The organism is Anaerobacillus sp. 63XJN7_4_ISO-PGPR-S23-413 (assembly GCF_056173725.1).
This window is the reverse complement of record NZ_CM149688.1, coordinates 992,124-1,019,085: the sequence shown is the minus strand read 5'-3', so window position 1 is coordinate 1,019,085 and position 26,962 is coordinate 992,124. Positions and strand designations below refer to the sequence as shown.

24 protein-coding genes and 2 pseudogenes are annotated in these 26,962 nt (G+C 41.9%); 13 read left to right on the top strand and 13 right to left on the bottom strand.

From position 1 onward, the window contains the following. Positions 1–34: 34 nt before the first annotated feature. Positions 35–1,849, bottom strand: coding sequence for a sulfatase-like hydrolase/transferase (locus AC0VYO_RS05535; RefSeq protein ID WP_475368577.1), 1,815 nt, complete (start codon positions 1,847–1,849; stop codon positions 35–37). 215 nt (positions 1,850–2,064) lie between these two features. On the opposite strand from AC0VYO_RS05535, the gene AC0VYO_RS05530 reads away from it, so the two are divergent. From AC0VYO_RS05530 to AC0VYO_RS05520, 3 genes are all read left to right on the top strand, one after another. Beyond that, a complete protein-coding gene (locus tag AC0VYO_RS05530; RefSeq protein ID WP_475366812.1) occupies positions 2,065–3,531 on the top strand; it encodes a flavin monoamine oxidase family protein in 1,467 nt (488 codons plus the stop codon). A gap of 253 nt (positions 3,532–3,784) precedes the next feature. Further along, positions 3,785–5,230, top strand: a complete 1,446-nt coding sequence (locus AC0VYO_RS05525) for an alanine/glycine:cation symporter family protein (RefSeq protein ID WP_475368576.1) — start codon at positions 3,785–3,787, stop codon at positions 5,228–5,230. Positions 5,231–5,500: 270 nt separating this feature from the next. Then, entirely contained in the window at positions 5,501–5,851 is a 351-nt protein-coding gene (locus AC0VYO_RS05520; RefSeq protein ID WP_475368575.1) for a glyoxalase superfamily protein, read from the top strand. Between the two features lie 59 nt (positions 5,852–5,910). Here AC0VYO_RS05520 and AC0VYO_RS05515 read toward each other — a convergent pair whose 3' ends face one another. Then, positions 5,911–6,390, bottom strand: coding sequence for a site-2 protease family protein (locus AC0VYO_RS05515; RefSeq protein ID WP_475366810.1), 480 nt, complete (start codon positions 6,388–6,390; stop codon positions 5,911–5,913). Positions 6,391–6,827: 437 nt separating this feature from the next. Beyond that, positions 6,828–7,565, bottom strand: coding sequence for an SDR family oxidoreductase (locus AC0VYO_RS05510; RefSeq protein ID WP_475366809.1), 738 nt, complete (start codon positions 7,563–7,565; stop codon positions 6,828–6,830). 111 nt (positions 7,566–7,676) lie between these two features. On the opposite strand from AC0VYO_RS05510, the gene AC0VYO_RS05505 reads away from it, so the two are divergent. Further along, the gene (locus AC0VYO_RS05505) at positions 7,677–8,072 is read left to right on the top strand and encodes a MerR family transcriptional regulator (protein ID WP_430244587.1); all 396 of its coding nucleotides are present in this window, start codon (positions 7,677–7,679) and stop codon (positions 8,070–8,072) included. Positions 8,073–8,106: 34 nt separating this feature from the next. Here AC0VYO_RS05505 and AC0VYO_RS05500 read toward each other — a convergent pair whose 3' ends face one another. The 3 genes from AC0VYO_RS05500 to AC0VYO_RS05490 all read right to left on the bottom strand — a co-directional run bounded on the left by AC0VYO_RS05500 (position 8,107) and on the right by AC0VYO_RS05490 (position 10,633). Next, a complete protein-coding gene (locus tag AC0VYO_RS05500) occupies positions 8,107–8,850 on the bottom strand; it encodes an SDR family NAD(P)-dependent oxidoreductase (protein ID WP_430244590.1) in 744 nt (247 codons plus the stop codon). Between the two features lie 115 nt (positions 8,851–8,965). Beyond that, on the bottom strand, positions 8,966–9,703 hold the full coding sequence (locus AC0VYO_RS05495) for an ABC transporter permease (RefSeq protein WP_430244593.1): 738 nt from the start codon (positions 9,701–9,703) through the stop codon (positions 8,966–8,968). An 18-nt stretch (positions 9,704–9,721) separates the two neighbouring features. Next, positions 9,722–10,633 carry an ABC transporter ATP-binding protein gene (locus tag AC0VYO_RS05490; protein WP_475366808.1) on the bottom strand — a complete coding sequence of 304 codons (912 nt, stop codon included), beginning with the start codon at positions 10,631–10,633 and terminating at the stop codon, positions 9,722–9,724. A gap of 286 nt (positions 10,634–10,919) precedes the next feature. Between AC0VYO_RS05490 and AC0VYO_RS05485 the strand changes: the two are divergent. The 5 genes and pseudogenes from AC0VYO_RS05485 to AC0VYO_RS05465 form a co-directional block, all read left to right on the top strand. Continuing rightward, positions 10,920–11,150, top strand: a pseudogene (locus tag AC0VYO_RS05485) (NIPSNAP family protein); the annotation flags it as partial. Positions 11,151–11,222: 72 nt separating this feature from the next. Continuing rightward, positions 11,223–11,660 (top strand): NUDIX hydrolase, encoded by a 438-nt coding sequence (locus AC0VYO_RS05480; protein WP_475369044.1) that lies wholly within the window; start codon positions 11,223–11,225, stop codon positions 11,658–11,660. A gap of 315 nt (positions 11,661–11,975) precedes the next feature. Continuing rightward, complete coding sequence (locus AC0VYO_RS05475; protein WP_430244599.1) at positions 11,976–12,404, top strand: hypothetical protein; 429 nt, start codon at positions 11,976–11,978, stop codon at positions 12,402–12,404. Positions 12,405–12,671: 267 nt separating this feature from the next. After that, positions 12,672–14,201: a BCCT family transporter gene (locus AC0VYO_RS05470; protein WP_475366806.1), complete on the top strand. Its 1,530-nt coding sequence runs from the start codon at positions 12,672–12,674 to the stop codon at positions 14,199–14,201. Between the two features lie 156 nt (positions 14,202–14,357). After that, positions 14,358–15,134 carry a 3-hydroxybutyrate dehydrogenase gene (locus tag AC0VYO_RS05465; protein WP_430244605.1) on the top strand — a complete coding sequence of 259 codons (777 nt, stop codon included), beginning with the start codon at positions 14,358–14,360 and terminating at the stop codon, positions 15,132–15,134. 75 nt (positions 15,135–15,209) lie between these two features. Here the strand turns inward: AC0VYO_RS05465 and AC0VYO_RS05460 are convergent, their stop codons facing one another. Further along, positions 15,210–16,499, bottom strand: coding sequence for a GntP family permease (locus AC0VYO_RS05460; protein ID WP_194220599.1), 1,290 nt, complete (start codon positions 16,497–16,499; stop codon positions 15,210–15,212). 273 nt (positions 16,500–16,772) lie between these two features. Here AC0VYO_RS05460 and AC0VYO_RS05455 point away from each other — a divergent pair. Next, positions 16,773–17,003: pseudogene (locus AC0VYO_RS05455) on the top strand (hypothetical protein); the annotation flags it as partial. 58 nt (positions 17,004–17,061) lie between these two features. Here the strand turns inward: AC0VYO_RS05455 and AC0VYO_RS05450 are convergent. Continuing rightward, positions 17,062–17,349, bottom strand: a complete 288-nt coding sequence (locus tag AC0VYO_RS05450) for a DUF4306 domain-containing protein (protein WP_475368574.1) — start codon at positions 17,347–17,349, stop codon at positions 17,062–17,064. A gap of 184 nt (positions 17,350–17,533) precedes the next feature. Beyond that, positions 17,534–18,574 (bottom strand): zinc-binding dehydrogenase, encoded by a 1,041-nt coding sequence (locus tag AC0VYO_RS05445; protein ID WP_475366803.1) that lies wholly within the window; start codon positions 18,572–18,574, stop codon positions 17,534–17,536. A gap of 146 nt (positions 18,575–18,720) precedes the next feature. Here AC0VYO_RS05445 and AC0VYO_RS05440 point away from each other — a divergent pair, with 146 nt between their 5' ends. Beyond that, positions 18,721–20,127 (top strand): amino acid permease, encoded by a 1,407-nt coding sequence (locus AC0VYO_RS05440; RefSeq protein ID WP_475368573.1) that lies wholly within the window; start codon positions 18,721–18,723, stop codon positions 20,125–20,127. Between the two features lie 59 nt (positions 20,128–20,186). Here the strand turns inward: AC0VYO_RS05440 and AC0VYO_RS05435 are convergent, their stop codons facing one another. The 4 genes from AC0VYO_RS05435 to AC0VYO_RS05420 form a co-directional block, all read right to left on the bottom strand. Further along, the gene (locus tag AC0VYO_RS05435; RefSeq protein ID WP_475366801.1) at positions 20,187–21,566 is read right to left on the bottom strand and encodes a Glu/Leu/Phe/Val family dehydrogenase; all 1,380 of its coding nucleotides are present in this window, start codon (positions 21,564–21,566) and stop codon (positions 20,187–20,189) included. A 201-nt stretch (positions 21,567–21,767) separates the two neighbouring features. Beyond that, complete coding sequence (locus tag AC0VYO_RS05430) at positions 21,768–22,751, bottom strand: Gfo/Idh/MocA family protein (RefSeq protein WP_475368572.1); 984 nt, start codon at positions 22,749–22,751, stop codon at positions 21,768–21,770. Positions 22,752–22,908: 157 nt separating this feature from the next. Next, complete coding sequence (locus AC0VYO_RS05425) at positions 22,909–23,484, bottom strand: hypothetical protein (RefSeq protein ID WP_475368571.1); 576 nt, start codon at positions 23,482–23,484, stop codon at positions 22,909–22,911. 44 nt (positions 23,485–23,528) lie between these two features. Next, on the bottom strand, positions 23,529–24,425 hold the full coding sequence (locus tag AC0VYO_RS05420; RefSeq protein ID WP_475366798.1) for an acetamidase/formamidase family protein: 897 nt from the start codon (positions 24,423–24,425) through the stop codon (positions 23,529–23,531). A 286-nt stretch (positions 24,426–24,711) separates the two neighbouring features. Here AC0VYO_RS05420 and AC0VYO_RS05415 point away from each other — a divergent pair, with 286 nt between their 5' ends. Both AC0VYO_RS05415 and AC0VYO_RS05410 read left to right on the top strand, forming a co-directional pair. Beyond that, entirely contained in the window at positions 24,712–26,163 is a 1,452-nt protein-coding gene (locus AC0VYO_RS05415; RefSeq protein WP_475368570.1) for an alkaline phosphatase, read from the top strand. Between the two features lie 65 nt (positions 26,164–26,228). Beyond that, complete coding sequence (locus tag AC0VYO_RS05410) at positions 26,229–26,906, top strand: DUF4352 domain-containing protein (protein ID WP_475366796.1); 678 nt, start codon at positions 26,229–26,231, stop codon at positions 26,904–26,906. Positions 26,907–26,962 lie beyond the last annotated feature (56 nt).

Here is a 26,962-nt window from a genome sequence, read left to right as displayed (position 1 = left end):
GTTTTCTAGTACATAGCAACAGTAAAGCTCTTTCTTAAGTGAACTCACATGGCGGCATCCCCGGTACTGCTCCACTCGACGGGGAGAGGCGTTTTTGGCGACATTGTTCTTCTAATACGAGATTTAAGATTTTCTGTACTTCTTTTGATTCCGGTGTTTCAAAGTCAGGATGAGCGAGATTCTTCTCCTCAAGCGGGTCCACTGTTAAGTTATACAATTCGAATTCATCTGGCACCGGGGTTGTTTTCGTTGTCGTGATGCACTCCGAAAACTGTTCATCTGCATTTGGTGGAACAGGGTCGGATTGAGTGACCGTAACGTCCGAGACTCCAGGGTTACTCCAAAACTGCGGGTTATCATAATACCGTCCATATTTCCAGATTTCTTTCTTTTTATCGCTTCCAGTAGGAAGCGTAGTAATAACGGCTTCAATATGATTCGGTTGAATAACGGACTCATAAGGCTCACCCGTTACGGTCACTTGATTCGGACCCCTCGTCACGTCGTCATCCGTCATAAAGTATAGTGGTTCATTAGCACGATAAAATCGTTTCCTACCTGACAATAATGGGGTGAGGTCTCTTCCAACAAGAGGATGAACTTCTGTATGATCAAGACTTAGCATCTCTTGAACCTCTTCCTCATCTATTCCCGCAAGCCCTAACATAGTTGGCAGAACGTCCACGTGACTCGTTAGCATCGTTGTGCTCTCTTTACCTGAGAAAAGAGACGGACTATGAATAATCAGTGGAACATGAATCGATTCCTCATACATGTTATACCATTTTTGATAAAGTTCTCCGTGCGCGCCAAGAAGATCGCCGTGGTCTGAAAGGAAAAGAACAATCGTATCTTCATAGAATATCGATTTTTTCAACGCTTGAAAAACTTTCATCATCTCGTTATCTGCCTGTTTCTGTAGGGAATAATAGAGCTTTCTATAAAAAGGCGTATCGATCAAAGGCTGTAAGGCTTTAGGATACACGTCGCGATAGCTCCTTTGTGCACGAGGTTTTGTGTGAAGAGATTCTAAAGATGTAGGAGCTTTAGGGATGAACGGAACAGAGGAATCGATTTCAAAGTTATAAAGAGGAAGTTGCTCAGCGATCACGCCAAAGAGAGCAATATCATGTGGATTAATGAACGAGCTCATGATCATCCACGGAGGCGTTTCCTCTTTTTCTTCCTGCTCAAGGCACTGAATTAAGTCCACCACTTCAGCAGCATACACTACGTCTCGTCCGCTGACCCCGATGGCAGCCGATGAACCGGAATTACGAGGATTCGCACCATGTGGTTCAGGTCCAATCCATCCGTTAAAGCCAAATCCATCTAACCGACTTGCTTCAAGGTACTCCTGAACATTTTCTTTATCAGGCACGCCCGTAGAAGTATAGCTTGGTAGGGCATTGTTTGTCCCCGGAATAATAATATCCACTTCAGAAGCATGCCATTTCCCTTTCCAGTACGTACGGTATCCCGCTTTACGCAAATAGTCTCCCATTGTTGGAACAGTATTGGGATCGAGCCAAAACATATCTGGATCAAATGGCGTCTTTGCTGCACCACTCGTTTGCGTGACTCCGTGAAGAGAAGGATACTGTCCTGTATATAATGTCGTTCTACTTGGTGAACAAGCCGTACTTCCAGCGTAGTGATTTTTAAATTCGAATCCATTTTCTCGCAGCAACTCTTGCACCAACAGATTTTCCTTGCTCCACTTCTTTATATCCTCATTTTCATAAATAGAGGGATAGCGTTGCTCATCCACCATTAATATAAGAAAATTCGGCTTTTTACACCGTTTTGTAAAAAGAGAGGTGCGAGGCTTCGAATGATCTTTCCTCATAATTCCGTTCCTCCTTCAAATAACCCTTAACGCTCTATTCCGTAGTCTATGTAAGCGCCCAGTAAACGGTGCTTCTTAGTGATCAGTCTTGCCGCAATCCACCTAATTCTTTCAACGAATGCCCTATTTTTCATAACCTATTTTTCTATCACATACATTAAGAAAGGAAAATATTAGAGGGATTCATAGCATTCAAGAGGAGGCTTGGCTAAAGTATGGATCAACCGTTCTCTTCATTACGCTACCCAGAAGACTTGCTGTCTCTCATTCAACATGGTCTACCGGGAAAAAGCAGTCCAAAACACGTCATCATAATTGGAGCTGGACTGTCCGGATTAGTCGCAGGTTCATTGCTACAGAGACAAGGACATCATGTGACCATTTTAGAAGGGAATGATCGCATTGGGGGAAGGGTTTATACATTACGAGAACCCTTTACACCGGGACAATACATGGACGCCGGTGCAATGAGAATTCCAGATAATCATGCTCTTGCACATGAATACATCCGACGTTTTCAGCTCCCTACTCATTCATTTATTAATGCCACACCAGAAGACTTAATTTTCATGAACAATGTGCTAACAACGCGAGCGGAATACGAAAAAAATCCCGATATTCTCAGGTTTCCTGTAGAAGAAAGCGAGAAAGGAAAGACAGCTGCTGCTCTGTTTCTTGAAGCAACAAAGCCCTTCATCGACCTTTACAAGCAAAGTACACCTGAAGAGCAAGAAAAGCTCGTAGCGGAATACGGAGAATATTCAATGGGCGAATTTCTCCAGTACAATCCACTAGGTAAACCATTATCACTTAACGCCATTCGTTACATTGGTGTGATGCTTGGGATTGAAGGCTTTCCAGAGTTTTCTTTCACAGATATTCTAACGGACATCATCTATCCGATTTTCAGTAAAGAAATTCAGTTCTTTCAAATTGATGGTGGCAATGATCGCCTACCTTACTCATTCGCAAACGAGTTGCAAAATCAAATCTACCTTAATCAAAAAGTAATTAAGATCAAACAATCAAAGCGAGGCGTTACTGTTACAACACTCAATCCAGAAACGAATGAACGGTACCGGGTGAAAGGCGATCTCGCTATCGTTACCGTTCCTTTTTCCGTTCTTCAATTTATTGACATTGTTCCCTACAACTCCGTCTCCTTTAAAAAATGGCAGGCTATACGTGAACTCGTCAATGTTCCTGCAGTGAAAATTGGAATTGAATTTCGTCATCGCTTTTGGGAGAAAAACAACGTTGGAAATGCTATAGCGGATTTACCGACAAGATTTAGTTATGTGCCGAGTGAAGGGATTGGTTCAAAAGGACCTGCTGTCTTATTAGCAAGCTATTCCTGGGGAGAAGATGCTGTTCTGTGGGGAAGTTTACCGCATGAAGAACTGACGCGTATCTTGCTAAAGGACCTCGCCAAAATATACGGCGACGAAGTGTACACAGAATTCATCAAAGTCGTTCCTTTTAATTGGAGTCAAAACCCTTACTCTGCTGGGTGCTTCACCCTTTTTACCCCCGGTCAAGAAAACAACCTCGGTGACATTATTAAGCAGCCTGAGGGAAAGCTCCATTTTGCCGGAGAGCACACATCCTCTTTTCACGGTTGGATGGAAGGCGCCATCGAATCTGGCCTGCGGGCAGCTTATGAAGTGAACATGGATGAGTAAGCCTAATGGATCATCCGTTAAGAACCACCTTAAATAAGTCAGGTGGCTTCTTAACGGTTTTTTTGTGTACTTTTAATAAACCTAATAAATAAGGAGACTTCCCCTTCAAGCCAAGTTACTGGTAACGATTACTACATATTGTATAAATGTTGTAATTTGTCGGAATTTATTGATAATTTGTCGATTTACTGTATAATTAAAAATAGATTTGAATTTTCAGAAAATAACAAACAACTAGAGGAGCGACACAACTATGGCTGAATTTCTATCCGGTATTATTGATTTTTCAAATAACATTCTATGGAGTTATGTATTAATTGCAGGATTACTAGGAATCGGAATTTATTTTACAGTTGCTTCACGATTTGTTCAATTTCGATTTTTCGGAGAAATGTTCCGCGTATTAGGAGAAAAACCCGATTACAAAGATGACTCCAAAAACATCTCCCCTTTTAAGTCATTTTGCGTCGGTGCAGCAACGCGTATTGGAACAGGTAACTTAGCAGGTGTGGCAGTGGCCATTACGCTCGGTGGTCCTGGTGCTGTTTTCTGGATGTGGATTGTGGCACTTCTAGGTGGGGCGACTGCCTTTATTGAAAGCACACTCGCTCAGGTATATAAAGTGAAAGGGAAAAACGCGTTTCGCGGTGGACCAGCTTACTATATTGAAAAGGGACTTAAAGCAAGATGGCTTGGCATTATCTTTGCCGTTCTAATCGCGATTACTTTCGGACTAATCTTCAATTCAGTACAAAGTAACACAATCTCACTAGCATTTGAGAATGCCTTTGGTATTAATCGTCTTGTGATCGGATTAATCATTACAGCGATTACAGGTCTTGTGATCTTCGGCGGCGTTCATCGCATCGCGAATTTATCTAGTGTGATTGTTCCTGTTATGGCGATTCTTTACATTGTTATTGCGATGATTGTTCTCATTATGAATGTAGCTGAATTACCGTCAGTTATTGCTTTAATTGTTAAGAGTGCATTCGGATTTGAACAAGCTTTAGGTGGGGCCATTGGTGCAGCCATTATGAACGGTGTGAAACGAGGACTATTCTCGAACGAAGCTGGTATGGGTAGTGCCCCGAACGCAGCGGCTACGTCAACGACTTCACACCCGGCTAAACAAGGTTTGATTCAATCATTAGGTGTATTTGTCGATACAATCTTAGTTTGTTCGTCAACAGCGTTTATCATCTTACTTGCCCCTGTTTTCCAAACGGGTGATGTAACGGGTATTGAATTGCTTCAGAACTCACTAAACAGCCACGTTGGCGGTTGGTCAGGCATCTTTATTTCAGTAGCTATCTTTCTATTTGCTTTCAGCTCAATCATCGGCTCTTACTACTATGGTGAAACTAACATTGAGTTTATTAAAGAAAGCAAGCCTGCGCTATTTATTTTCCGTCTCGCAACGATGGCATTTGTGCTTATTGGTTCCGTTTCTAGCTTAAGTCTTGTTTGGAAAATGGCCGATTTATTCATGGCATTGATGACAGTCATTAACTTAATTGCAATCGGGTTACTAGGTAAGATTGCATTCAAAGTATTGAAAGACTACGAAAATCAGCGCAAGCAAGGCAAAAACCCAGTCTTCAACCCAACTAAGCTTGGCATCAAGGATGCAGATGCTTGGATCGAAGATGAGGAAGAAGATGAAGAGGAATCTAAAAAAGAAGAAGCAGTAGGTTAATAGCGACATTTCAGAGTCCGGTGTATACACTCAGCCGGGCTCTTTACTTATGCGCCCATCACTATCTTTTCGTTAGAAATTTGAAGATTGCCCAACAGGGAGGCTTTCATAACTTCTTCACCCTTTTTTTGACATCCCCTTTTTATAGTTCCTCATTCGTTATATGATAAGAATAAGGTTAGACATCCCACTCAGTTATTTTGGTGGATAACCTTATTTAGATAATGGAATATGTTGTAAACTACGAAGAAAGGCAGGTTCTTTCTACTTATGATTACACCGATTTTCCGAATCTTTGATACTGAAAAGGCCACTGACTTTTATCGAGATTTCCTCGGCTTCAACGTTGATTGGAGGCATCGATACGAAGATAATATGCCCGAATACATTCAGGTTTCCTTCCATAACGCCCTTATTCACCTTACAGAACACCATGGAGATGCTTCTCCAGGAAGTTCAATAAGGGTGAAATTAACCAACGTCGAAGACTATCATCACACCCTTACTCAAAAAGAATACGCCTATGCCAACCCTGGCATGAAACACACTCCCTGGAAAACAATCGAAATGACCGTCACCGACCCTTTCTTAAACCGGATTACGTTCTATGAAGAGAAGTAGCTCGGAGCGGGTGCCTGTCACCTCCCGCTTCTTGTCGAACGCTGTCGGCGCGCCTTTAGTTAGTCAATTGGGTCTTCTGCTTTGCCATAGCGAATAACATCGTAGATCGCCATGCCATCACTTGGTTTTCCATCATCGTTTTTATAAGGCATTAAAGAGAAAAAGACAAAATAGAAAGAAAAGTAAACAAACTGTCTAAATACGAGAGCTTTCGGTAGCACTTCTATGAGAATGAGATAATTAATAATCAGTATGAGTAAAACGTTAAAGAGGCTACCACCAAGATAAATGGCTACGTGTGCCCATGTTTGGTTGTAAGTTAACTTATCGTATTGACACCAGCCTTCCATAAAATATTTCTTCCTGACCTCTAGAGGCCCTATATCAAATAATTTCTTACCAGTTCCGATACAAAATTTAATTCTCCCACCAAAGATTCTCGCTACTAGTACGTGACCAGCTTCGTGGACCAATGTAACGATTGGCAAAATAATAAAGAAATTCACAAAAAACATCGGGATGTCGCTTAACGTAAACATGTATAACCTCCATTAATTTCGGCCTATGTTAGCCCATTTTAGTAATCTTGCAAATACGCTTTTACATGATGTTGGCTCAAAATGACTTCCACAAAACTGACCATCTCTTCGTTTTTAAGGCATAAAAAAAGCCGAAAAGGAGTCGTTCTCCTTTTCGGCTTATGTCTGATGCTAATTGTCCAGATCATTGCTACCTTACATATATGTTTGTTTCTCTTTGAGTTTGGTTGTCAGTATATCAAATTGCTCAACCTGGTGATTTAAGCATGAGTATGAAGATACAAGTTGTGCACCACATCACCGAGATGAGTTTGCTGTAAAAGTCGTGCTTTAAAAGACCAAACATTTTATTTCAGTCTCAGTTATCCATTGTAACGGCACAAGTTAAAAAAATGCAAGGAAAAAGGAGAAGCCACATTCAGCTTCTCCTTCTTTCCTTACCACTCTTGATTAGTAGGACGAACTAGGATTTCATTGATCGCTACTTCAGCAGGCTCTTCAATTGCAAACACAATCGTACGTGCAATGCTGTCTGCTTTAATCGCACCGCTATATACTGCATCGATCGAGGACTTCACATCATCATCTGTGATCGTTTCAGTTAGCTCAGTGCTAACTGCACCTGGAGAAATAATCGTTGCTCGAATGTTATTTCCAACGGATTCTTCCATTCTAAGCCCTTCCGTAATGGCTCTTACAGCAAATTTCGTTGCACTGTATACAGAGCTACCTGGGGAAATCTCATGACCAGCCACGGATGAAATGTTAATAACATGCCCTTCCTTTTTCTCTCTCATATAAGGAAGAACTGCCCCAATACCGTAAAGTACACCCTTGATGTTTACATCAATCATTTTGTCCCACTCATCATACTTTTTCTTGTGTAGGAGAGAGAGTGGCATTAAACCAGCGTTATTCACAATAACATCAATCTTACCAAATGTATCATACGCATATTTGGCTAATGACTCCATCTCTTCAGAAGACGTCACGTCTGTGACCTGATAGATCGCTTCACCACCGCTCGTTTCAATTTGTTGCTTAAGCTCTTTCAAACGTTCTTCACGACGAGCAGCTAGAACAAGCTTTGCACCTTTTCCAGATAGTAGCTTCGCCGTTTCTTCACCAATTCCACTGGATGCTCCAGTAATGATAACAACTTTCTCTTGTGCCATTGGTAGAACCTCCATACATTATATTCATCAATCAGTACAATTGATATTTCACACTCTATAGGTTAAAGTGCGGTTTAACACAAATGATTTGGCTCGAGACAGGAGGTTCTAATGAATAATCACTACTCTATGAAGCAAATAACATCGAAAACCGGAATTACCGCATCAGCCCTTCGCTACTATGAAAAAGAAAAAATCTTACCTTTCATTGAACGAAATCAGAAAGGTGTAAGAAGATACAATGATCAAAACCTTGAATGGATTCACTTTATCCTAGCTCTTCGCTCAACGAATATGTCTATCGCTGAAATTAAATGGTATGTAAATCTCTATCATCAAGGGGAGGAAACGATAGAAGAAAGAAGAAAGCTTCTTCACGATCATCAGCAAAAAGTTGCAGAAGAAGTGAAGCTGCAACAAAAATATTTAAAAAGAATCTCAAAAAAAATCGCTCTATATGACGATGTTACGACGGATTTGCAGACAATTGCCTGTGAAATTCATTAAAAAAGAGAGGGATCAAAACCCTCTCTACAAAACCTTATACATCAGCAGAACCGAGCGTCATCCCCCCATCGATTACCATTTCGGTTCCTGTACAATAGGAGCTCTCGTTCGAAGCAAAAAATGCGACGGCTCTGGCAATTTCCACCGGCTGACCGATCCGACCAAGTGGTATGGACTGATAAAAATCAGGAACCCCTTCCCCTTGGGTAGCCATTTCCGTCTCAACGCCTCCGGGATGGATCATATTAACCCGAATCCCTTTTGGGCCTAACTCAATCGCCGCTGCTTTCGACATAGCGACAACAGCTGCTTTTGTGGCCGCATAGGCAGTAGATTGCCCAATCGGAGCAAAAGCTGATATTGAAACGTTGTTTACGATTGAACCTTTTTGCTGCTTTTCCATGAAAGGAACGACAGACTGCATTCCAAGGAATACTCCGAACTGGTTTACGTTAACCATTTCCTGATAATCGTCGATCGTTAAGTTGGTAAATGGTTTTCTTTTTAATATACCGGCATTATTAACGAGCGAGTCTAAGCGCCCAAATTCCTCATCAATCTCATCCATCACTGCTTCCCAATCCGCTTGCTTCGTAACATCTAATTGCACAGGGTAGGCGCTTTCCCCAATAGAACTAGCCACATCCTTTGCGCTTTCATACTGACGAGCTCCAATAACAACACGTGCTCCTAATGAAGCGAGATGCTCGGCAATGGCCTTTCCTTGCCCGCGATTACCGCCTGTAATTAAAATGACTTCGCCGTTCAACTCTGGCATTTCTCTCTCTCCTTCAGCATTTTAACTAAAGTTTACACGAAATAACTCTACAATTCATACAAAGGCACATGGAAAAAGCTACGACAGAACGAAAATCGCCCGCCATAGCTTTATGTTAGCTTCGAGAATTTTTCAAAAACCGTGGATAGCCTGAGAAAGCGATAGCTGCGCCTACGGTACCAGCTAGAAACAGGATAAGCAGATTAAACCAAACATCGCTTACTACACCGTTCTGAAGAATGATTTCCTTATACCCATCAAGCGCCCAGTATTGGGGAAATCCTTTACTGATGTTCTGCATAAATTCTGGCATCGTTTCAACTGGCATCCACAGTCCTCCGAGCAAAGCTCCGCCGAGTGCAATGATTTGCGTGAGAGCAATCCCCATGTTTTCCGTTTTCACTAGCACGGCCATCGCCATTCCCCAACACGTGACGATGAAGGAAAGGGCGAGAGATAAAATAATGATGGCAAACGGATCTCCTAACGAAAGGTCATAAACAAGAATTCCAAACCCGAACAATACCGTAATCTGAATCAAGACAATAATAACGAACGGTATCCATTTTCCAATAAAATAATGGATGATCGAAATCGGCGTACTCGCAATTCGAGCAACCATGCCCCTCTCCCTATCTTTAACAAAAGTGATGACCATCGATATCATAATATAAAAAGCAAACATGATCGTATATCCTGGAATAATTTGTGTAACCACTTCTTTATAGTTTCCGCTACCAGAGAAGATGCCGACAAACGCCACAATAAACACAATCGGTAAGATAAACGTCCAAAACCATAACCCTTTATCCTGCACTGTCTTCTTTAGTTCAGTTCTAACAATAGCCCACATGAGCATTCCTCCTTTCCTTCAGACATCACGCAGCTGAGTTCCTGTTAAATGAAAGAAAATATCTTCTAATCTCGGTTGATATAATTCCAATCTTCGAGGCTCAATCCCCTCTTCTCGAAAACGTCCAATAACTTGTTCAAGCGTAGCAAGTGGATTCTCTGATGTTAATAAGTAGCCATTTCCTTTTCTTTCAGGGTGTCCGAAAGGAGATAAGCTTTCTTCTGCAATGCCTTCTCCAGAAATGAATAGCGAAGGCTTACTATGTCTCTCAAGTAATTCAGCCAGTTCTCCGTATTCCATCAGCTTACCTTTATCGATTAAGCCGATGCTATCACACAGCTGTTCCACTTCTTCCATATAATGACTCGAATAAATAATCGTGCTTCCTTCTAACTTTAAATGATGGATAATCGAAAAAATTGAATTTCTCGATTGAGGATCAATACCGACTGTGGGTTCATCCATAATCACAATGGACGGTTTATGAAGCAAAGCACATCCAATGTTCAATCGGCGCTTCATTCCCCCAGAATAAGTAAGCACCTTATCTTTTCCCCGATCTTTCAAACCAATCTGATCAAGCACCTCATCGATCCGAGCCTGAAGATTTCTCCCTTTCAACCCATAAAGATGACCGAATAAACTCAGATTTTCTCTTGCTGTGAGGGTTTCTTCTAAACAAATTTCCTGTGGCACGTAGCCGATTTCCTTCTTGATCGCCTGCCGGTCTTTCGATACATAATGGTCATTCACCGACATTTCTCCTTCAAACTGCATTAAAATGCCCGAAAGTATTTTCATTAACGTGGATTTCCCAGCTCCATTGGGACCAACAAGACCAAAGCACGTTCCTTCCTTTATGCTAAAACTAATGTCATCTAGCGCCCGAATGGGACCGTATTGTTTACTTACGTTTATCACATCAATCATTCGCCAAACTCCCTCCTCTAAAGATCATAAAGACTACTGTCTTCTATCCAATTACAAGTACGCATCGAAATGATGAAAAGTTTCTTTTCACAGCATTTAGGCTTCTCAAGAAAATGAATCAACTTTTACTTAATATATATATAAAAGCCTCCACTTACATTCGATATCGCTATACATCTTCATTACTACTACGGAGCGGAGTAAGAAACCTCTATTAATATTGCGAAAATAGCTACTATTTGAAATAATATAGTGAACAGTAAAATAATGACATTAACTATTTTATATGAAACGAGGGGTCATTCCATTGATTTACAGAAGAAAAACGTATGCTATACAACCCGAAAAGCTTAACGAGTTCAATGAGTTTTTTCATACTTACCTCTACCCTAATCAACTGAAGCACGGTGCAAAGCTCATTGGGCGATGGGTTAATGAAAGCGAAAATGAAATTACAGCCACATGGCAGTATGATAGCATCGAGCATTATGAGGAGATCGAACGTAGCATTAGACAAAGCTCTTTACATACAAAAGCACAAGAACGAAGATCCGAATTAGGAGAACTTTACCTCAATAGCCGAGAGGAAATGCTAACTTCAACAGCTGAACCTTATACGTATCACCCGCCAAAACATATCGTGTCCGCAGCTTCTGTTATTTTAAATGAAGAGAATGAAATGCTTTTAATCAAAGGCCCGCGTAGAGGATGGGAGATGCCTGGAGGTCAGGTTGAAGAAGGAGAATCCCTGATCGATGCGGCTGTGCGAGAAGCGAAGGAAGAATCCGGCGCAGATATTGAAGTCGTTAAATTCTGTGGTGTGTTCCAAAATGTGAAATCCTCGATCTCAAATAATATGTTCTTAGCCAGGTTTGTTGGCGGCGAACTCACAACAACACCCGAAAGTCTTGAAGTTGGCTTCTTTCCCATTTCTACAGCGCTCGAAATGGTAACGTGGAAAAACTTTAGACAGCGAATTGAATACTGTTTAAATGAAGCGCAGCATCCTTTTTGTGTCGCTTTTTAATAATCACTAAACCGCCACTTAATCGAGAGGCGGTTTTTATATGGGCAAAATTGGTTTACTTTCTCGTTTTAAAAGGTATTTATTTACATATGAAAAGGATGATAGATGATGCAATCCTCTTGGCGTAAAGTTTTAGAATTGCTGTTAATTGGGATGCTCTTCATTCCCATCTTGACTGTTTTGAACAATGAACCGATTTTCTCCTCAAAAAACATCTCCCTTTTTCTTGGTATTCTAACTTTCAACGTCTGCATATTTCTTTGGAGATGGTTACGTCACTAACGATCATAAATTAATCTATTTGGAGGGCTGAAAATGCTGAAGAAAAAAGTGTTATCACCTTTTAAAGAGTTTCTCGTTATGTTCTCACTGTTTGGGGTTCTTTTCGGTGGCGGATTTCTTGCCTTTTATTATTTGGGTTTTAACATTGGGTTTCCCATTGCCCTCGCTCTACTGATTCTTATCGCTTACATATCAAGGCGAGTCATTAAACAATCTGACGAAAACTTTCTTACACCAACTGATCGCAAATTCAATATGAAGAAACACCCATGGTTTGTCGGCATTCCTCTCTTTATTCTTTTTTTCGTCGGAAACTATGTTCGCTATGATGATAGCCTCATCACTGCTCTAATTATAACGCTCATTAACTTTTTCTTTAGCTTTGTGGTGGTGCTCGGCGTCTACTATTTTAAAATGAAAAATTACGGATATCGATTGAAGGATGGTCATTGGTCTAAATAACTGAAAATAGGAGTTGTAAAACCGGAAGAAATAGCTGTTTCTTTCCGGTTTTATTTTATTTCCATGGGGTATTTATGAATTGAAAACACAATTTCGACTGAATTCGATTTTATTTTACAGAAAAGGGGGTTAATGGAATCGATTACCTGAAAATTCACCTTACATTATTAAAGTAACTAATCAGATTAAAACTTCTCTCTTTACACCATACTAACGGTAGTGATAGAGTAAGTAATTGTGTTTAAAAAGCGATTAAAGGAGTCTTCTATGAACAATAAAGAAAATGGGCGTATTGATTGGCCCGTCTTTGGAATAAGCGGTGGAGTGTTAATTCTCTTCGTTATTCTTGCACTTTTTGATATTTCATTGGTAGAAAACATTGTTAGCTCAAGCTTTGCCTGGTCTGCGAGATTTTTCGGAGGTTTTTGGCAAGTATTAATGCTAGCGACGTTCTTCGTAGGTATTGGATTGGCTTTCTCAAAATATGGAAAGATAAAACTTGGCGGTATGGACAAGCCTGAACTAAGCCTCTATAAATGGTTATCCATTATTATGGCGACGCTACTTGCGGGTGGCGGTGTGTTCTGGGCAGCGGCTGAGCCGATGTATCACTTCTTAACTGTTCCCCCTTCTCAAGATGGGAAAGGCATTGAAGCAGGTACACAGGGCGCGATTGATACGGCACTTGCACAAAGCTTCATGCATTGGGGCTTTCTCGCATGGGCAATCCTTGGAACGATCAGTGCTGTTGTTATGATGTATGGTCACTATCATAAAGGGATGCCGATGAAGCCACGTACGCTTCTCTATCCTATTTTTGGTGAAAGACTTCGCCACAGCTGGTTTGGAACGCTTATTGATGCGTTTTCTGTTATCGCAGTTGCAGCAGGAACGATTGGACCAATTGGATTCTTGGGATTACAAGCAAGCTATGGATTGCAAGAAATCTTCGGAATTCCGAATCAGTTCAGCACGCAGTTCTCGATTATTTTAGCGGTTGTCGTGGTTTCCACGATCTCAGCGGTAACTGGACTTTACAAAGGAATTCAATATTTAAGTAGCTTTAACGTTCGACTCGCTATTGGATTAATGGTGTTTATCGTCATTTTCGGACCTGGTGGCTTTATCTTTAACCACTTTATCTCTGGATTTGGTGTTTATGTCGATCAATTTGTCACAATGAGCACATTCCGTGCTGATACTGGCTGGCTTTCATTCTGGACAGTCTTCTTCTGGGGCTGGTTTATCGGATACGGTCCAATGATGGCCATTCTTGTGAGTCGTATTTCAAGAGGACGTACGATCCGTGACATCATTATTGCCGTTTCTATTTTTGCACCAGTTATTTCAACGTTCTGGTTCACGGTACTTGGCGGATCAGGGATTTTCTTTGAAATTTCTAACCCAGGTTCCATTTCAGAAGCATTGAATGCTGCTGGTAACCCAGCGGCGATGTTCGCCATTACAGAACAATTCCCACTTGCAAGCATTGTTTCACCACTGTTCTTGATTCTAACGATTCTTTTCGTTGTCACAACAAGTGATTCTATGTCTTATACGATTGCGATGGCCGTTACAGGCGAAGGCGATCCACAAAGATGGCTTCGCGTATTCTGGGCTATTCTTATGGGAACTGTTGCCGTTATCCTACTCATTACTGGAGACAGCGGTATTACACAGCTACAGAATTTCATTGTTGTAACAGCTGTTCCCGTCTCTCTCATTCTCCTGCCGATGGTTTGGCTCGCTCCTAAAGTAGCCAGAGAAATGGCGAGAGATCAGAACATCATAAAATAAGAGAAGAATTTAGAAGGCGCACTATCTTACGATAGTGCGCCTTTTTGGTGTTGTGGTGCCTGTCACCGCCCGCTTTAGCTCGAATAAAGTCGAAATATATGCGGTGAAATTGGGTATCCTAAGAGCTGAGTTATGATATTTAAGGAGGATATGACTATGCTTGAAGGTAAATGTGCGTTAATTACTGGTTCTGGTCAAGGTATTGGACTAGAGATTGCAACAGAGTTTGCGAAGGCCGGAGCGAAAGTGATGTTAAATGATATTAACGAGGACACGCTTAAAGAGTCCGTTGAAAGTTTAACGTCTCAAGGGTTTACCGTTGAAGGTGTCGTAGCTAACGTTGCGAAGGAAGAAGATGTGAAGAATGCGATTGATGAAACAGTTAAGAAGTTTGGTCGCATCGATATTCTCGTGAACAATGCTGGCATCCAGCATGTTGCCCCTATCGAAGAATTCCCTAGTGAGAAATATAGCTTAATTCTTGATATTATGCTCAAAGGACCTTTTTACGGTATCAAGCATGCCTTCCCTATTATGAAGGAACAGGGATATGGCCGCATTCTTAATATGGCTTCGATTAATGGGCTAATTGGTTTTGCTGGTAAAGCTGGCTACAATAGCGCGAAGCACGGCGTGATAGGGTTAACGAAGGTTGCAGCCCTTGAAGGCGCTGATTATGGGGTTACTGTTAATGCGATCTGTCCTGGGTACGTTGATACACCACTCGTTCAGAATCAGCTTGAGGATCTTGCCAAAACTCGTAACATCGAGAAAGAGAAAGCTCTTGAGCAAGTGATTTATCCACTCGTCCCTCAGAAGCGGTTAATTCAAGTTCAAGAAGTAGCCGACTATTCGATTTTTCTAGTGAGTGAAAAAGCGAAGAGCATTACAGGTCAAGCAGCTGTTATTGATGGTGGATATACAGCACAATAAAATATCGCAAAAAACCCCCGGTTTCCTTTTTTGATAAGGAGAACCGGGGGTTTTCACTTTTTACATTTGAGACAATTAGTTAACACCCATCATTGCAAGGAAGATAATTGCAATGGTCGCTATCATCGGGATGATCAACCCAACGACAAATACGTCTTTGTAAGAGTCTTTATGCGTTAGTCCTGTAACAGTGAACAATGTTAACAGTGCACCGTTATGCGGGAGAATCGACGCTCCTGAAGCTACTGCCGTGATCCGGTGGAAAGCTTCTAAGCTAAGATTGTTATTAATCGCAATATCGTAATATTCCGGCCCGAGGGCTTCAAGTGCGATTCCCATACCACCAGAAGCTGATCCAGTAATCATGGCCAGGAGCTGTACTGCAAAGGCCTCTGAGAAATACGGACTAAGCGGAATAGCGAAAATGAGGTCTTTCACTGCTTCAAACCCAGGTGATGCTGTCACGACAGAGCCGAAACCAACAGCAGCACTTGTATTAATCGTCGCCATAACGGAACCAGATGCGCCTCCGTTGATCGCTTTTATAAATTGCTTGTAATTTTTAATATTAAAGAGCATGATGAGTAGAATTCCGATACCTAACGCAACGAGAATACTTAAGTTTTCAAAAGCGTTTAATGTTACAACTACAGCAATTAACGGAATAACGGAAAGAATCCAGTTTGGAAGCTCATCTTCGTTAATGCTTTTTACTTCGTTCGAGCCCTTAGGCTCTGTAAATTCCTCACCATTTTTCGTGAGTTGTTTCTCGCGGAACTTCAGATAGAAATAACCGCCAACTGCCATAATTAAGCCAGCTACAATCCCAAGAATAGGCGCGGCCATTGTAGACGTTTTGAACGTATTAATTGGGATAATGTTTTGGATCTGCGGCGTTCCTGGGAGTGCTGTCATCGTAAACGTAAATGCCCCAAGAACGAATGTAGATGGAAGTAATTTACGTGAGACGTTTGCCTGACGGAACATCGCTACGGCTAGTGGGTAAACGGCGAATACAACAACGAAAAGACTTACGCCTCCGTATGTAAGAATGGCTGCTGAGATAAGCATACCGAGAATCGCACGTTTCTCACCAATCAAGTTTGAAATTTTATAAGCAACAGACTGTGCTGCTCCTGTGTCCTCCATTAATTTCCCAAAAATGGCACCAAATAAGAAAATCGGGAAATATGCTTTCGCAAAATCAACGAAGCCCTGCATGTATGTTCCAGTGTAGGCTTCGAGAATGTTCATACCGCTCAAAATTGCTACAATACCTGATACCAACGGGGCGATCCAAATAATCGACCATCCGAGGTAAGCTAAGAGCATCAAAAGAGCGAGCCCTACAAGAATACTAATCATAGCTGATTTGCCTCCTCAAAAATCTTCTGTCTGTTTTACTATGTCCAATCCAGGCAAATCTAAATCGACATAAGCCGACTTGCGCGTGCCTGTCACCACCCGCATTTACTCGAATTCACTCGAATGATGTTACCCGTTAATTTTCAATGTAAAACGCTATTTATCACTTTTATCTCCTATTCAACGAAATTCAAAAAAGTAAAAAATATCGAAACATTCCCGCTTTCTTTAGTAATAACCATTGACACTGGATCGATGCTAGAAGTTGATAATTTGGCCGACTTAAAGAACATTTTTCTTGATCAAGGCTGGACTTGGTTAACGGCTCTTAACATGATGTTATTTTCCTTGCTTCACTATCCATGTGGCACAACGTTGATTAACATTTATAAAGAAACAAAAAGCTACAAATGGACGTTTGTTGCCTTCATCATTCCAACCGTTATTGCGCTAGGCGTTACATTTGCTGTTGCTCAATTAGTAAGAGGAATGGGATGGGTTTAGAGAACTCGGCGAATCAAAAAGCATGCCCATCGCAGGCATGCTTTTACCTATTCATCCGTTATGAACTCGCTATATTCTTTCTCTCTACATAAGAAAGCTGCTTTTTCACAAAGTAAACTAGTAGGCCGACGATCAAACAGAACGACAGCAGACAAACCCCAGTCATGAGTGGAGCCACTTTAAAAGCATAGAGAAACATGTCAATTTCATAAATATCTTTCGAAGCGACGACTGTGCCTGGCGTGAAAATGAGATGGCTTTTCCAATCTGACAGAGTCGATAATTGACTTGCCGTCCAGGAGGTAGCCCAGTACGAATACCCAAAGACAGTAACGAGACAAAGCATCGAGTAAAGTTTTAAGAAACCCCTTTTTTTCACACCATCACCTCTATGATTTTATACTGTATTTATTCGATGACTAAGGTGAATATTCCTGTATTTTCCTGAAATTGGTGTGCTCGTACAAAGCGTTTCCCTTCAATTCAAGAAAACACCTATTTCCAAATTGGAAATAGGTGTTTCAAACGCTCTATTCTTCTGGAAGTAGAACAATCTTGCCTAATTTACCCGCCTTTTTAAAATATACCTGCGCATCTCTCGCCTTTTCTAACGGAAAAGTTCGATCTATAACGGGTTTGATTTTACCTTCCGCTATCGCTTCAAGCATGCGTTTGAATTCGTCTCTCTTCCCAAGAACAGAGCCGTAAAGAGTAATGTGCTTTAAGTACATTGTTCTAAAATCAAGTTCTGTCTTCTGGCCACCAGCTGATCCTGATGTACAAAACTTGCCGCCTTTCTTTAATACTTGAAGCGACGTTGCAAACAGAGCGTCTCCTACTACGTCTAATACCGAATCAATCGGACCACCGTTTGCTTCGATGATTTCTTCAGCGAGCTGCTTCGATTTATAGGAAAGCACATGAGTGGCACCGAGTTCTTTAAGCTGATCTTCTAGGGCAAGGTCGCCAACGATCGCAATCACCTTAGCTCCGAATACGCGAGAAGCGATTTGAACATTGAGCGATCCAACGCCACCGTTCGCCCCAGTTACCATGATCGTTTCACCTGGCTTGGCTTGAATTTGTTCAACCATGTGCCAGGCCGTCATTCCACTTACAGAGAAAACAGCGCTTTCTGTAAAGTCTGGAAGAGGCATATCAAAGCATAATTCCGCCGGCCAAACGACGTATTCAGCATAGCCACCGTCGTATTCAGAGCCAATGAATGACATATCTTCAGAAATATGCTCCAATCCTTCTTCTCCACTAGAGGTAAATGGAAAAAGCACAACATCTTTTCCGATCATCTTCTCGTTATGTTCATTGCCGGCTTTTATGATTGTTCCGGTAATATCAGACCCTGGCGTTCTTGGAAACTGAACTCCTTCTGGACGCCATCCAGATTTCTTACCTGTTCCATAAGCTCCTTCTCTCATCCAAATTTCCGTGTTATTGATGGCGCATGCTTTCACCTTAACGAGCACCTCATCCGCTTTTGGCTCAGGTATCGCTTGCTCCACCACCTCTAGTTGATCCACATCACCGTACCCCATTACTTGAACTGCTTTCATTCATTTATTTCCTCCATTCAGCAGAGGGCGGTGCCTGTCACCACCCGATATTTGTCACATTATGTCTTGTTGGATATTTTATCAGTTTCTTTCTCAAGATAGTAGTAATAGGGTGATTCATTTGATTGAGAAAGAAGGTAGTCCGTATGAGAAATGAACATATTGTTCAGCAAACCGTTCAGCGTGCTCAGGAAAAGAAAGCGAACAAAGGCGATGACCATCAGCTTCACTGGTGGCAACTAACGCTTATTGGAATAGGCTCTATTATCGGAGCTGGTTTTTTTCTTGGTACCGGTCTATCCATTGAACGAGCAGGTCCTTCTGTTCTGATCGACTACTTAATTGCCGGTGTTATCGCCTTTCTCGTGTTTAGCGCACTCGCTGAGATGTCTGTCCATGACAAAGAGACGGGTTCTTTTAGAAATTATGCTCAAATGGCTTTCGGTCATTCAATGGGATTCATGAGCGGATGGATGTACTGGGTGTCAGGCTTGCTCATTATGGCGAGTGAAATTACAGCGCTAGGGCTTTTCACCCAGTATTGGTTCCCTTCTTCACCGCTCTGGCTATTGATGATCCTCTATACAGCACTTGGGATAGGGATTAATCTCTTAGGGGTGAACAATTTCAGTACACTAGAATCACTGTTTGCTGTAGTAAAACTAGCCACACTCATCGGATTTATTGGCTTTAGCTTACTCTTTTTATTTGATGTAGTTGCGCCAGCGTCCTCTGTTCAAACCGACACAGTGAAGATGATCTCCCTTTTTCCAAACGGCTTAATGGGTACATGGTCTGCGATGATCTTCGTTCTCTTCTCGTTTGGAGGGATTGCGGTCGTAGGGTTAATGTCGAGTGAGCTTAAACATAAAGATGAAACACCCAAAGCAGGACTCGCTACCGTTGTGATTTTGACCGTTCTCTATCTGTTATCGATTTTCTTTATTCTCTATATGGTTTCATGGACGGTGATTAGCGAAGAGGAAAGCCCATTCGTCACCGCCCTTTCGCAGTTTCAAATTCCTTTTATCGGATCGATATTTACGATCATTTTAATCACCGCTGCTTTTTCCACAATGGTTGGAGCCTTATTTTCCATTACGAAGGTGCTTGTCTCTCTTAGTCACGCTGGAGATGCTCCTAAATTACTTGATCAACACACGAAAAAGGGCGTTGCCACACGGGCATTGGCCTTGAATGCTATCGCACTCGGCATCATGATTTTCGTATCTTACGTGTTACCCGATAAAGTGTATGAATACTTAACAACAGCAGCAGGGATTATGTTGATTCTAAACTGGGTGGTCATCCTCTCTTCCCAAATCAAAAACCGCCGTCATTACATTGAAACACCAACGAAGAAAAGATACTTTAAAATGATTGGAGCGCCCTTCACCTCCGTCCTCGGCATTGTTCTCATTTTCATCGTTATAGCAGGGGCTGCTTTTCAAGAAAGTGAACGGATTGGACTATTTATTAGCATTGGGATAATGGCGATTATTTTCATTTCGTATTTTTTTGTGAGAAAGAAGACACGATCTACTCGCGAATGAAGGCATCACAAAACAAAAAAAGCCCTCCGTCGAAAATAACAGAGGGCTCTCTTCCTAAATTAATAGAGCTTCCCATGACGATAAAGAATATTCGAAAGCTTCATCACGGTGTGAATATAACAATTCTGTCTAAGGGCAAATGGATCACTAAAGAACTGCGGATAAATTTCGTCCATCGTTTCCTTCATTTTCTTAAAGAGAAGCGAGAATACTTCTTCCTCACTGTAGAACTGTGTTTCTCTTCCTTGTAGCCATTCAAAATACGATACGATAACACCGCCGGCATTCGCCAGGATATCTGGAATAACGAGCACACCATCTTCACTAAGCTTTCGGTCGGCGCCAAGGGTAATCGGACCATTCGCTCCTTCTACGATCATACGCGCTTTCACTTTATCGACGTTGTCTTCATGGATTTGGTCTTCAAGTGCAGCTAAAATCAGAATATCTGTATCAAGATAAAGCACATCCTCCCGATCTTGAATGTCAGCTTTAATATTATTTTGGCTCAACGCTTCATCCGTTGTCGGCAAATCTCCATCATGATTAGAAGTGAACTCAATAAGCGCCTTCACATCAAGTCCATCTTCATTATAAAGCGTAACGTTACGATCACTTACCGCTACAACTTTAGTATCTAAATAGTTACAGCTGTAGGATTCAAGTGCCGCAACAGACCCAACGTTACCGAACCCTTGAATACCAATCGTGAGAGGGCGTTTCGAATGCTCAAGCGCCGTCTTCGCAAATCGGTTCTCATTTTTCTTAAACCACTCTTCATTCTCCTTCACAAAATTATGAAGCATGTAACGAAGCGTATAGTAAACCCCTTTTCCAGTCGCTTCTCTTCGACCAAGCGACCCACCGTTCACCTGACTTTTTCCAGTAAAGCTTCCGCGATAAGGACGACCTTGATGAATGTTTTTGTATTCGCCCATCATCCAGTCCATTTCTCGTTCACCTGTTCCCACATCTGGCGCAGGGATATCTTTATCCGGACCTAATATATCGCAAAAATTTTGAACGTACGTTTTCGAAATCGTATGTAATTCTTTTTCAGAGAATTCACGAGGATTGATCACTACGCCGCCTTTTCCTCCACCAAATGGTACATCGTGAAGCGCATTCTTAAGCGTCATCAGCGTCGCGAGGTTAATCACTTCATCCTCTTCAACTGTTTCATGGAATCGAATACCACCTTTATACGGGCCGACAGCATTATTATGCTGTACGCGGAAAGCGGGAATTCGTAAAATCTTGCCGTTCTCAAGAGGAACGCGAAGAAATGATTTTTGAATTTGGTTCGGTGTAGAGAGAATCGATTCAAGCGACTTGAACGCATTCTCACGATCTTCGTCCTTGAAATTTGGTAAAAACGATTCATCTTCGAGTAGTGCATTTAATGATTCTTGAACAACTTCTCCATATTTACTAGCCAATTTCATCCCTCCATTATTTTCTAGTCTATTAATATCGTACCCTTTTGAAACTAGTTCAAACGGGCTGGATGAAAAGGCTTACTAATTTTTTTAACACAATCAAAAAATCCACCGTACTACCTAGCAACGCTTGATAAAAAAAAGCCTGGCATGAGGCGGAAAACGCTCATGCCAGGCTTGGAATTTAAAGATCTGATTCTTTTAACGTTGATCAGCCGGAAAGACGACGCCGATTTGCTTACGTGCTTCATCCATGACTTCCACTGACCAAAGAGAATTTTCGTGTGAATTAATCGAAGACTCCAGTTGACCAGACTGAATGAGCTCAATAAACTCCTTCGCTTCATACATCATCGTATGAGACTGGGTCTGTGTAAGATCTTCAATTGATCCATCTCGATAGTGGATTTTCACATCAAGAGGTGAACCTATTTTATCGATTAGAATGCTACCATTCTCTCCTTGAATTTCGGATGGAAGATGAGAATCTGTGATTTTGGAATACATGATCACCGCTTCTTTGTCTTCATAACTAAGCAAAATACTACCTTCTCCATCAACACCAGACTCAAGCATAACGCCTTCTGCTTTAATCGACTGTGGCATTCCTAACATTGAGACAATGGGGTACACACCATACACGCCGATATCCATCAGTGAACCATTGGAGAATTTCGGGTTAAAAGCATTTAACACCGTTCCTTCTTTATAAGCATCATAGCGAGATGAATACTGACCGTAATTCGCCACAAATCGGCGTACCTGTCCAATCTTATGCAAGTTCTTTCGCACCATTTGCATATTTGGCATAACAGTGGACTTCATTGCTTCCATTAGAAGAACCCCGTTCCGAGAAGCAGCCTCAACCATCTGTGTAACCTCGCGCTTATTTGACGCCATCGGCTTCTCACAAAGCACGTGCTTCCCAGCATTCATGAAAATAACCGACTGCTCTGCATGAAGCGAATTCGGACTCGCGATATAGACCGCGTCGATCACATCGCTGTTAGCCATCTCCTCGAGACTCGTAAACGTCGCTTCTGCCCCATGCTTCTCAGCAAACGCCTGCGCCTTCTCTTCTGTTCTAGAGTAAACTGCCGTTAGCTTAAATTCGCTAAGCTCATTTGCCCCCGCGAGAAAATTATCCGTAATCTTATTCGTGCCAACCACACCAAAACGTACCATCGTATTCCTCCTATTTTGTTCGACAGGTGACAGGCACCGCCCGCCTTACGCCGAAATGTGTCACATTATGTAATTAGATTTAGTTTAACGCTGTCCGTGCATCGTTTCAATGGAAATGAATCAAACAAACGCAATGCTGCATAAGCATTGCGTTTGTTTATTCGCTTTGTTCTATTTCCCTTTCATACCTATCATACATCGTTTCCAGTGTCCTCAAGCTACTATCAAACGTACCATGAAGATTACCGTATTGAATTTGTAGCAATTCTCGAGTTAAGAAATTCGTATCTTTCAGCTCTTCTACACTTTCTTCAATCGCAAGACAGTTCTCAATGGAAAGACGCAATTGTTTCTCGACATCAGCAGAATACGTCTCTTCAAAAGACAACTCGATTAATACATTTCGAGCTTGCTTGACATCAAATGCTATATTATCAAGATCCTCTTTCGTCATGACGACCGCCTTCTCGCTTAAAAGCCATTCTTGGTCATACATCTGCAAAATATATTGAAGACGATCCATTGTTAGATCATCCCCTGAGCCTTCAGCATACTTCTTGCTTAATCCATTCATCTTCTCGGTATAATCTTCTACAAGATAAGGATCCGGGCTGTAGGAGATTGATCGATGCAAACTAAGAGAAGAATAAGGGTAAAACCAGGTGATGATAGCGAAGAAAAGCACAAGAGCGCCAATGAGAGATAAGATCGCAAGCTTCATTTTACGTGACATTACGAGTGACAGGCACCACCCGAATCCCCTCGAATGCTGTCGAATCAAATCAAGCGCACCCCAAGCTGCTTCTCTAGCCATTTCGGTACAGCGAACCTAGCTGTCATTAATGGATCCACTACCTGACAGACTTCCACTTGACCAACGGCACTCATCAGCATTGTTGCTTCCCCAATGGACATGCCTGTTTTTTCAGCAACCCTCTCAACCATTAGCTCTGTCGCAAGCTTCACGGCATCATCAAGCGTTTCGGCCGAGGCAATCTGTGTCACAACCTCTTTGTTTTCTAACATTGGTTGAACCAGTGGCTCTCCCTCTAACACTTCAAGCTTAACGGTCGCTCTTCCAGGCACTTCAATGCCCGATACACTGACTTCTCCATCCCCCATTGCCGCGTGGAAATCACCTAATCCAAACAGTGCTCCTTCCGCAAATACTGGGAAATACAGCACGGCTCCTACTGTTACCATCTTGTTATCCATGTTTCCACCGTGAGCCCCAGGGGTGCCGCATGAAATGCCTTCTCCTTCAGGCGCAACTCCAATCACTCCGATCATCGGATTGAGCGGAATCATAAGGCCATTGAAGTGGGCTACGCCATCTTGAATAGGAATAATCTTAGACTCCATCTCTTTCAAACGGTGCCCCATAATACCAAGCTCCGGTCCAACGACCATAACACCCTGATCTCCAATCTCGAGCTTTTCAATCGTCACTTTTAACACATCTCCAGGTTTTGCTTCATTCACATAGATTGGCCCAGTCGCTGGATTCACTCGGTTCCAATCAATCCCGCTAATCTCATCTTCTTCGGTTTGAAGCTGATTTTCAAAACAGTCATACGTTACAATTTCTATCGTCGCGCCTGATGGAACAACTTTTACTGGCTTATGAGACTTATTAAAATCATAAATAACAGAATCGTTCATAAGTAAATCCATTTAGCATTCCTCCAACTGTTTCATTATTAAGATAATTTTAACAGTTTGAAACCGTCCTTGACTACTTTATTCGCTTAACTCCTAAGTACTCTTCAAATAACTAGTTCTGTGAAAATAGTCTCGAAACCGCAAGTTTATTCGGTCATTCGCAGGTCACTATCTTATTACGACTAGTTATTTAATCCCGATTTTCTTAATAGCATCCTTACAATCTATTAACATTCACTTCAAATCTATCACGTAGACTATGGGCTGTGAGAAAAAATGATTCAGGGGGAACCTACACATGTTTACTAAAAATGTTAAAAAGAAACTCATTCCATTCGCTGTGATTTCATCATTAGCCGTTGCAGGATATGCTGGTGTATCTACAGATACAGAAGCGAAATCCGATAACATCAAAAAAAATAAGAATGAAATCGAGAATGTCATTTTCTTAATCGGTGACGGTATGGGGCCGGGCTATACAACGGCTTACCGCTCATTTATGGATGATAAAACAACACCTTATATGGAAAAAACAGCTTTTGATGAGTATCTAGTAGGCGCTCAAGAAACGTATTCATGGGATCCTGAAGAAAGCGTAACGGACTCTGCTGCAGCAGGAACGGCAATGGCTGCAGGGGTAAAAACTTATAACGGCGCGATATCAGTTGACGTGGACAAAAACGAAGTAAAGACCGTTCTAGAAGAAGCTAAGGAAAATAAGAAAGCAACTGGTCTTGTCTCTACTTCTCAAATTAACCATGCAACGCCAGCATCGTTCGGTGCGCATGATGAAGATCGCAATAACTACAACGACATCGCTGACGATTATTATGATGAGATGATTAACGGTGAGCATAAAGTAGATGTACTACTTGGCGGAGGAACATCTTACTTCGAGCGCTCAGATCGCAACCTAACAGAAGAATTTCAAGAAGATGGCTACAGCTATGTAACATCGAAGGATGAGCTTAATCAAGATCATAACGAACAAATCCTTGGCCTTTTCGCTCCAAAAGGAATGGATAAAGCGATCGACCGTACAGAAGATACACCATCTCTTGAAGAAATGACTGATGCCGCGCTTAACCGCTTAAGTGAAGATAAGGATGGCTTCTTCCTTATGGTAGAAGGTAGTCAAATTGACTGGGCTGGTCATGATAACGACGCTGTGGCAGCGATGAGTGAAATGGAAGACTTCGAGAAAGCTTACGCAGCAGCGATTGAATTTGCGAAAAAGGACAAGCATACGCTCGTCGTTACAACGGCTGACCACTCTACTGGTGGCTTCGCAATGGGACGTGACGGTGAATACAAATGGGATCCTGCCCCACTAAAAGCAGCGAAAAAGACACCTGACTACATGGCAGCACAGATCGCTGATGGCGCTGATGTTGAGAAAACACTTACCGAAAACATCGATCTTGACTTAACATCTGAAGAAATCACTTCTGTCAAAAAAGCCACTGAAACGAATGACGTTGTAGAAATTGACAATGCCATTGAAAAAATCTTTGATCTCCGTTCAGGTACTGGCTGGACAACTGGCGGACATACTGGTGTTGACGTGAACGTCTATGCTTACGGTCCACAATCTGAAAAGTTCGCAGGTCTTCACGACAATAGTGAAACAGGGCAATTGGTGATGGATCTTCTAAATGCGAAACAGAAAGGCGATCACGAGAAAGACGACGATCATGATGAAGATGACGATCGTGACCATGACAACGATCACCACAAGAAAGACAAATAAGGAAGAAACTCCCGTTGCTTTAAATGCATCGGGACTTTTCTTACTGATGAAGGAGTTTGGTTCAAGTGAATTATGTACTTGTTGCGCTTTTATCAGCATCCCTTTTTCTCGGAGGGTGTGCAGCGAACAATACTGAAAAGGGTGCGGAATCACAAACAGAGAATTCTACAACTACCGAAAAGTCTGAAACGAAGAGTGAACAAAAAGAGAATACTATTGTAATCGACAGCCCTCAGGCGCCTGATGACAGCTCGCTAACAGAAGTTGGTCAAACATTCCAGGATGCAGACGGTTCCATTAAGTTAAAAGCTGTTTCTGATTATAACGAGAAAACAGAAATTGGTGATGTTGAGTTAACTATTTCAGATGTTAAAGTAATGAAATACGAGCCCTCCCCTGACTTGATTGATTTCTTCCACGGATATTCTACGAATGAAGAGAAATTCAACTATGTGAAGGTTCGGGTCAATATGAAAAACACATCGGATGAAACGGTTAACTTCGCTCCTGTTTCCTTACTTGAAACGAGTGATGGAGAGAAAAAAGGATACGACGATGATTTTTACTTGGAGAGTCTTTACGGAGATTTTGCTCCGGGTGAAGAACGGATCGGTCAGCTCGGTTTCGTATTGAACGAAACTGACGTTGAGAATCTCCAGTCGCTTACGATTCACACGAGCAACGTATTCGATGACCAGAAAGAAACGATCACGAATAGTAAGGAGATCACGATTCCTTTTTAAAGATGCCCTACGGGGTGTCTTTTTATATTTCGCGGATAAAAAGAGCGTTTCGCGGA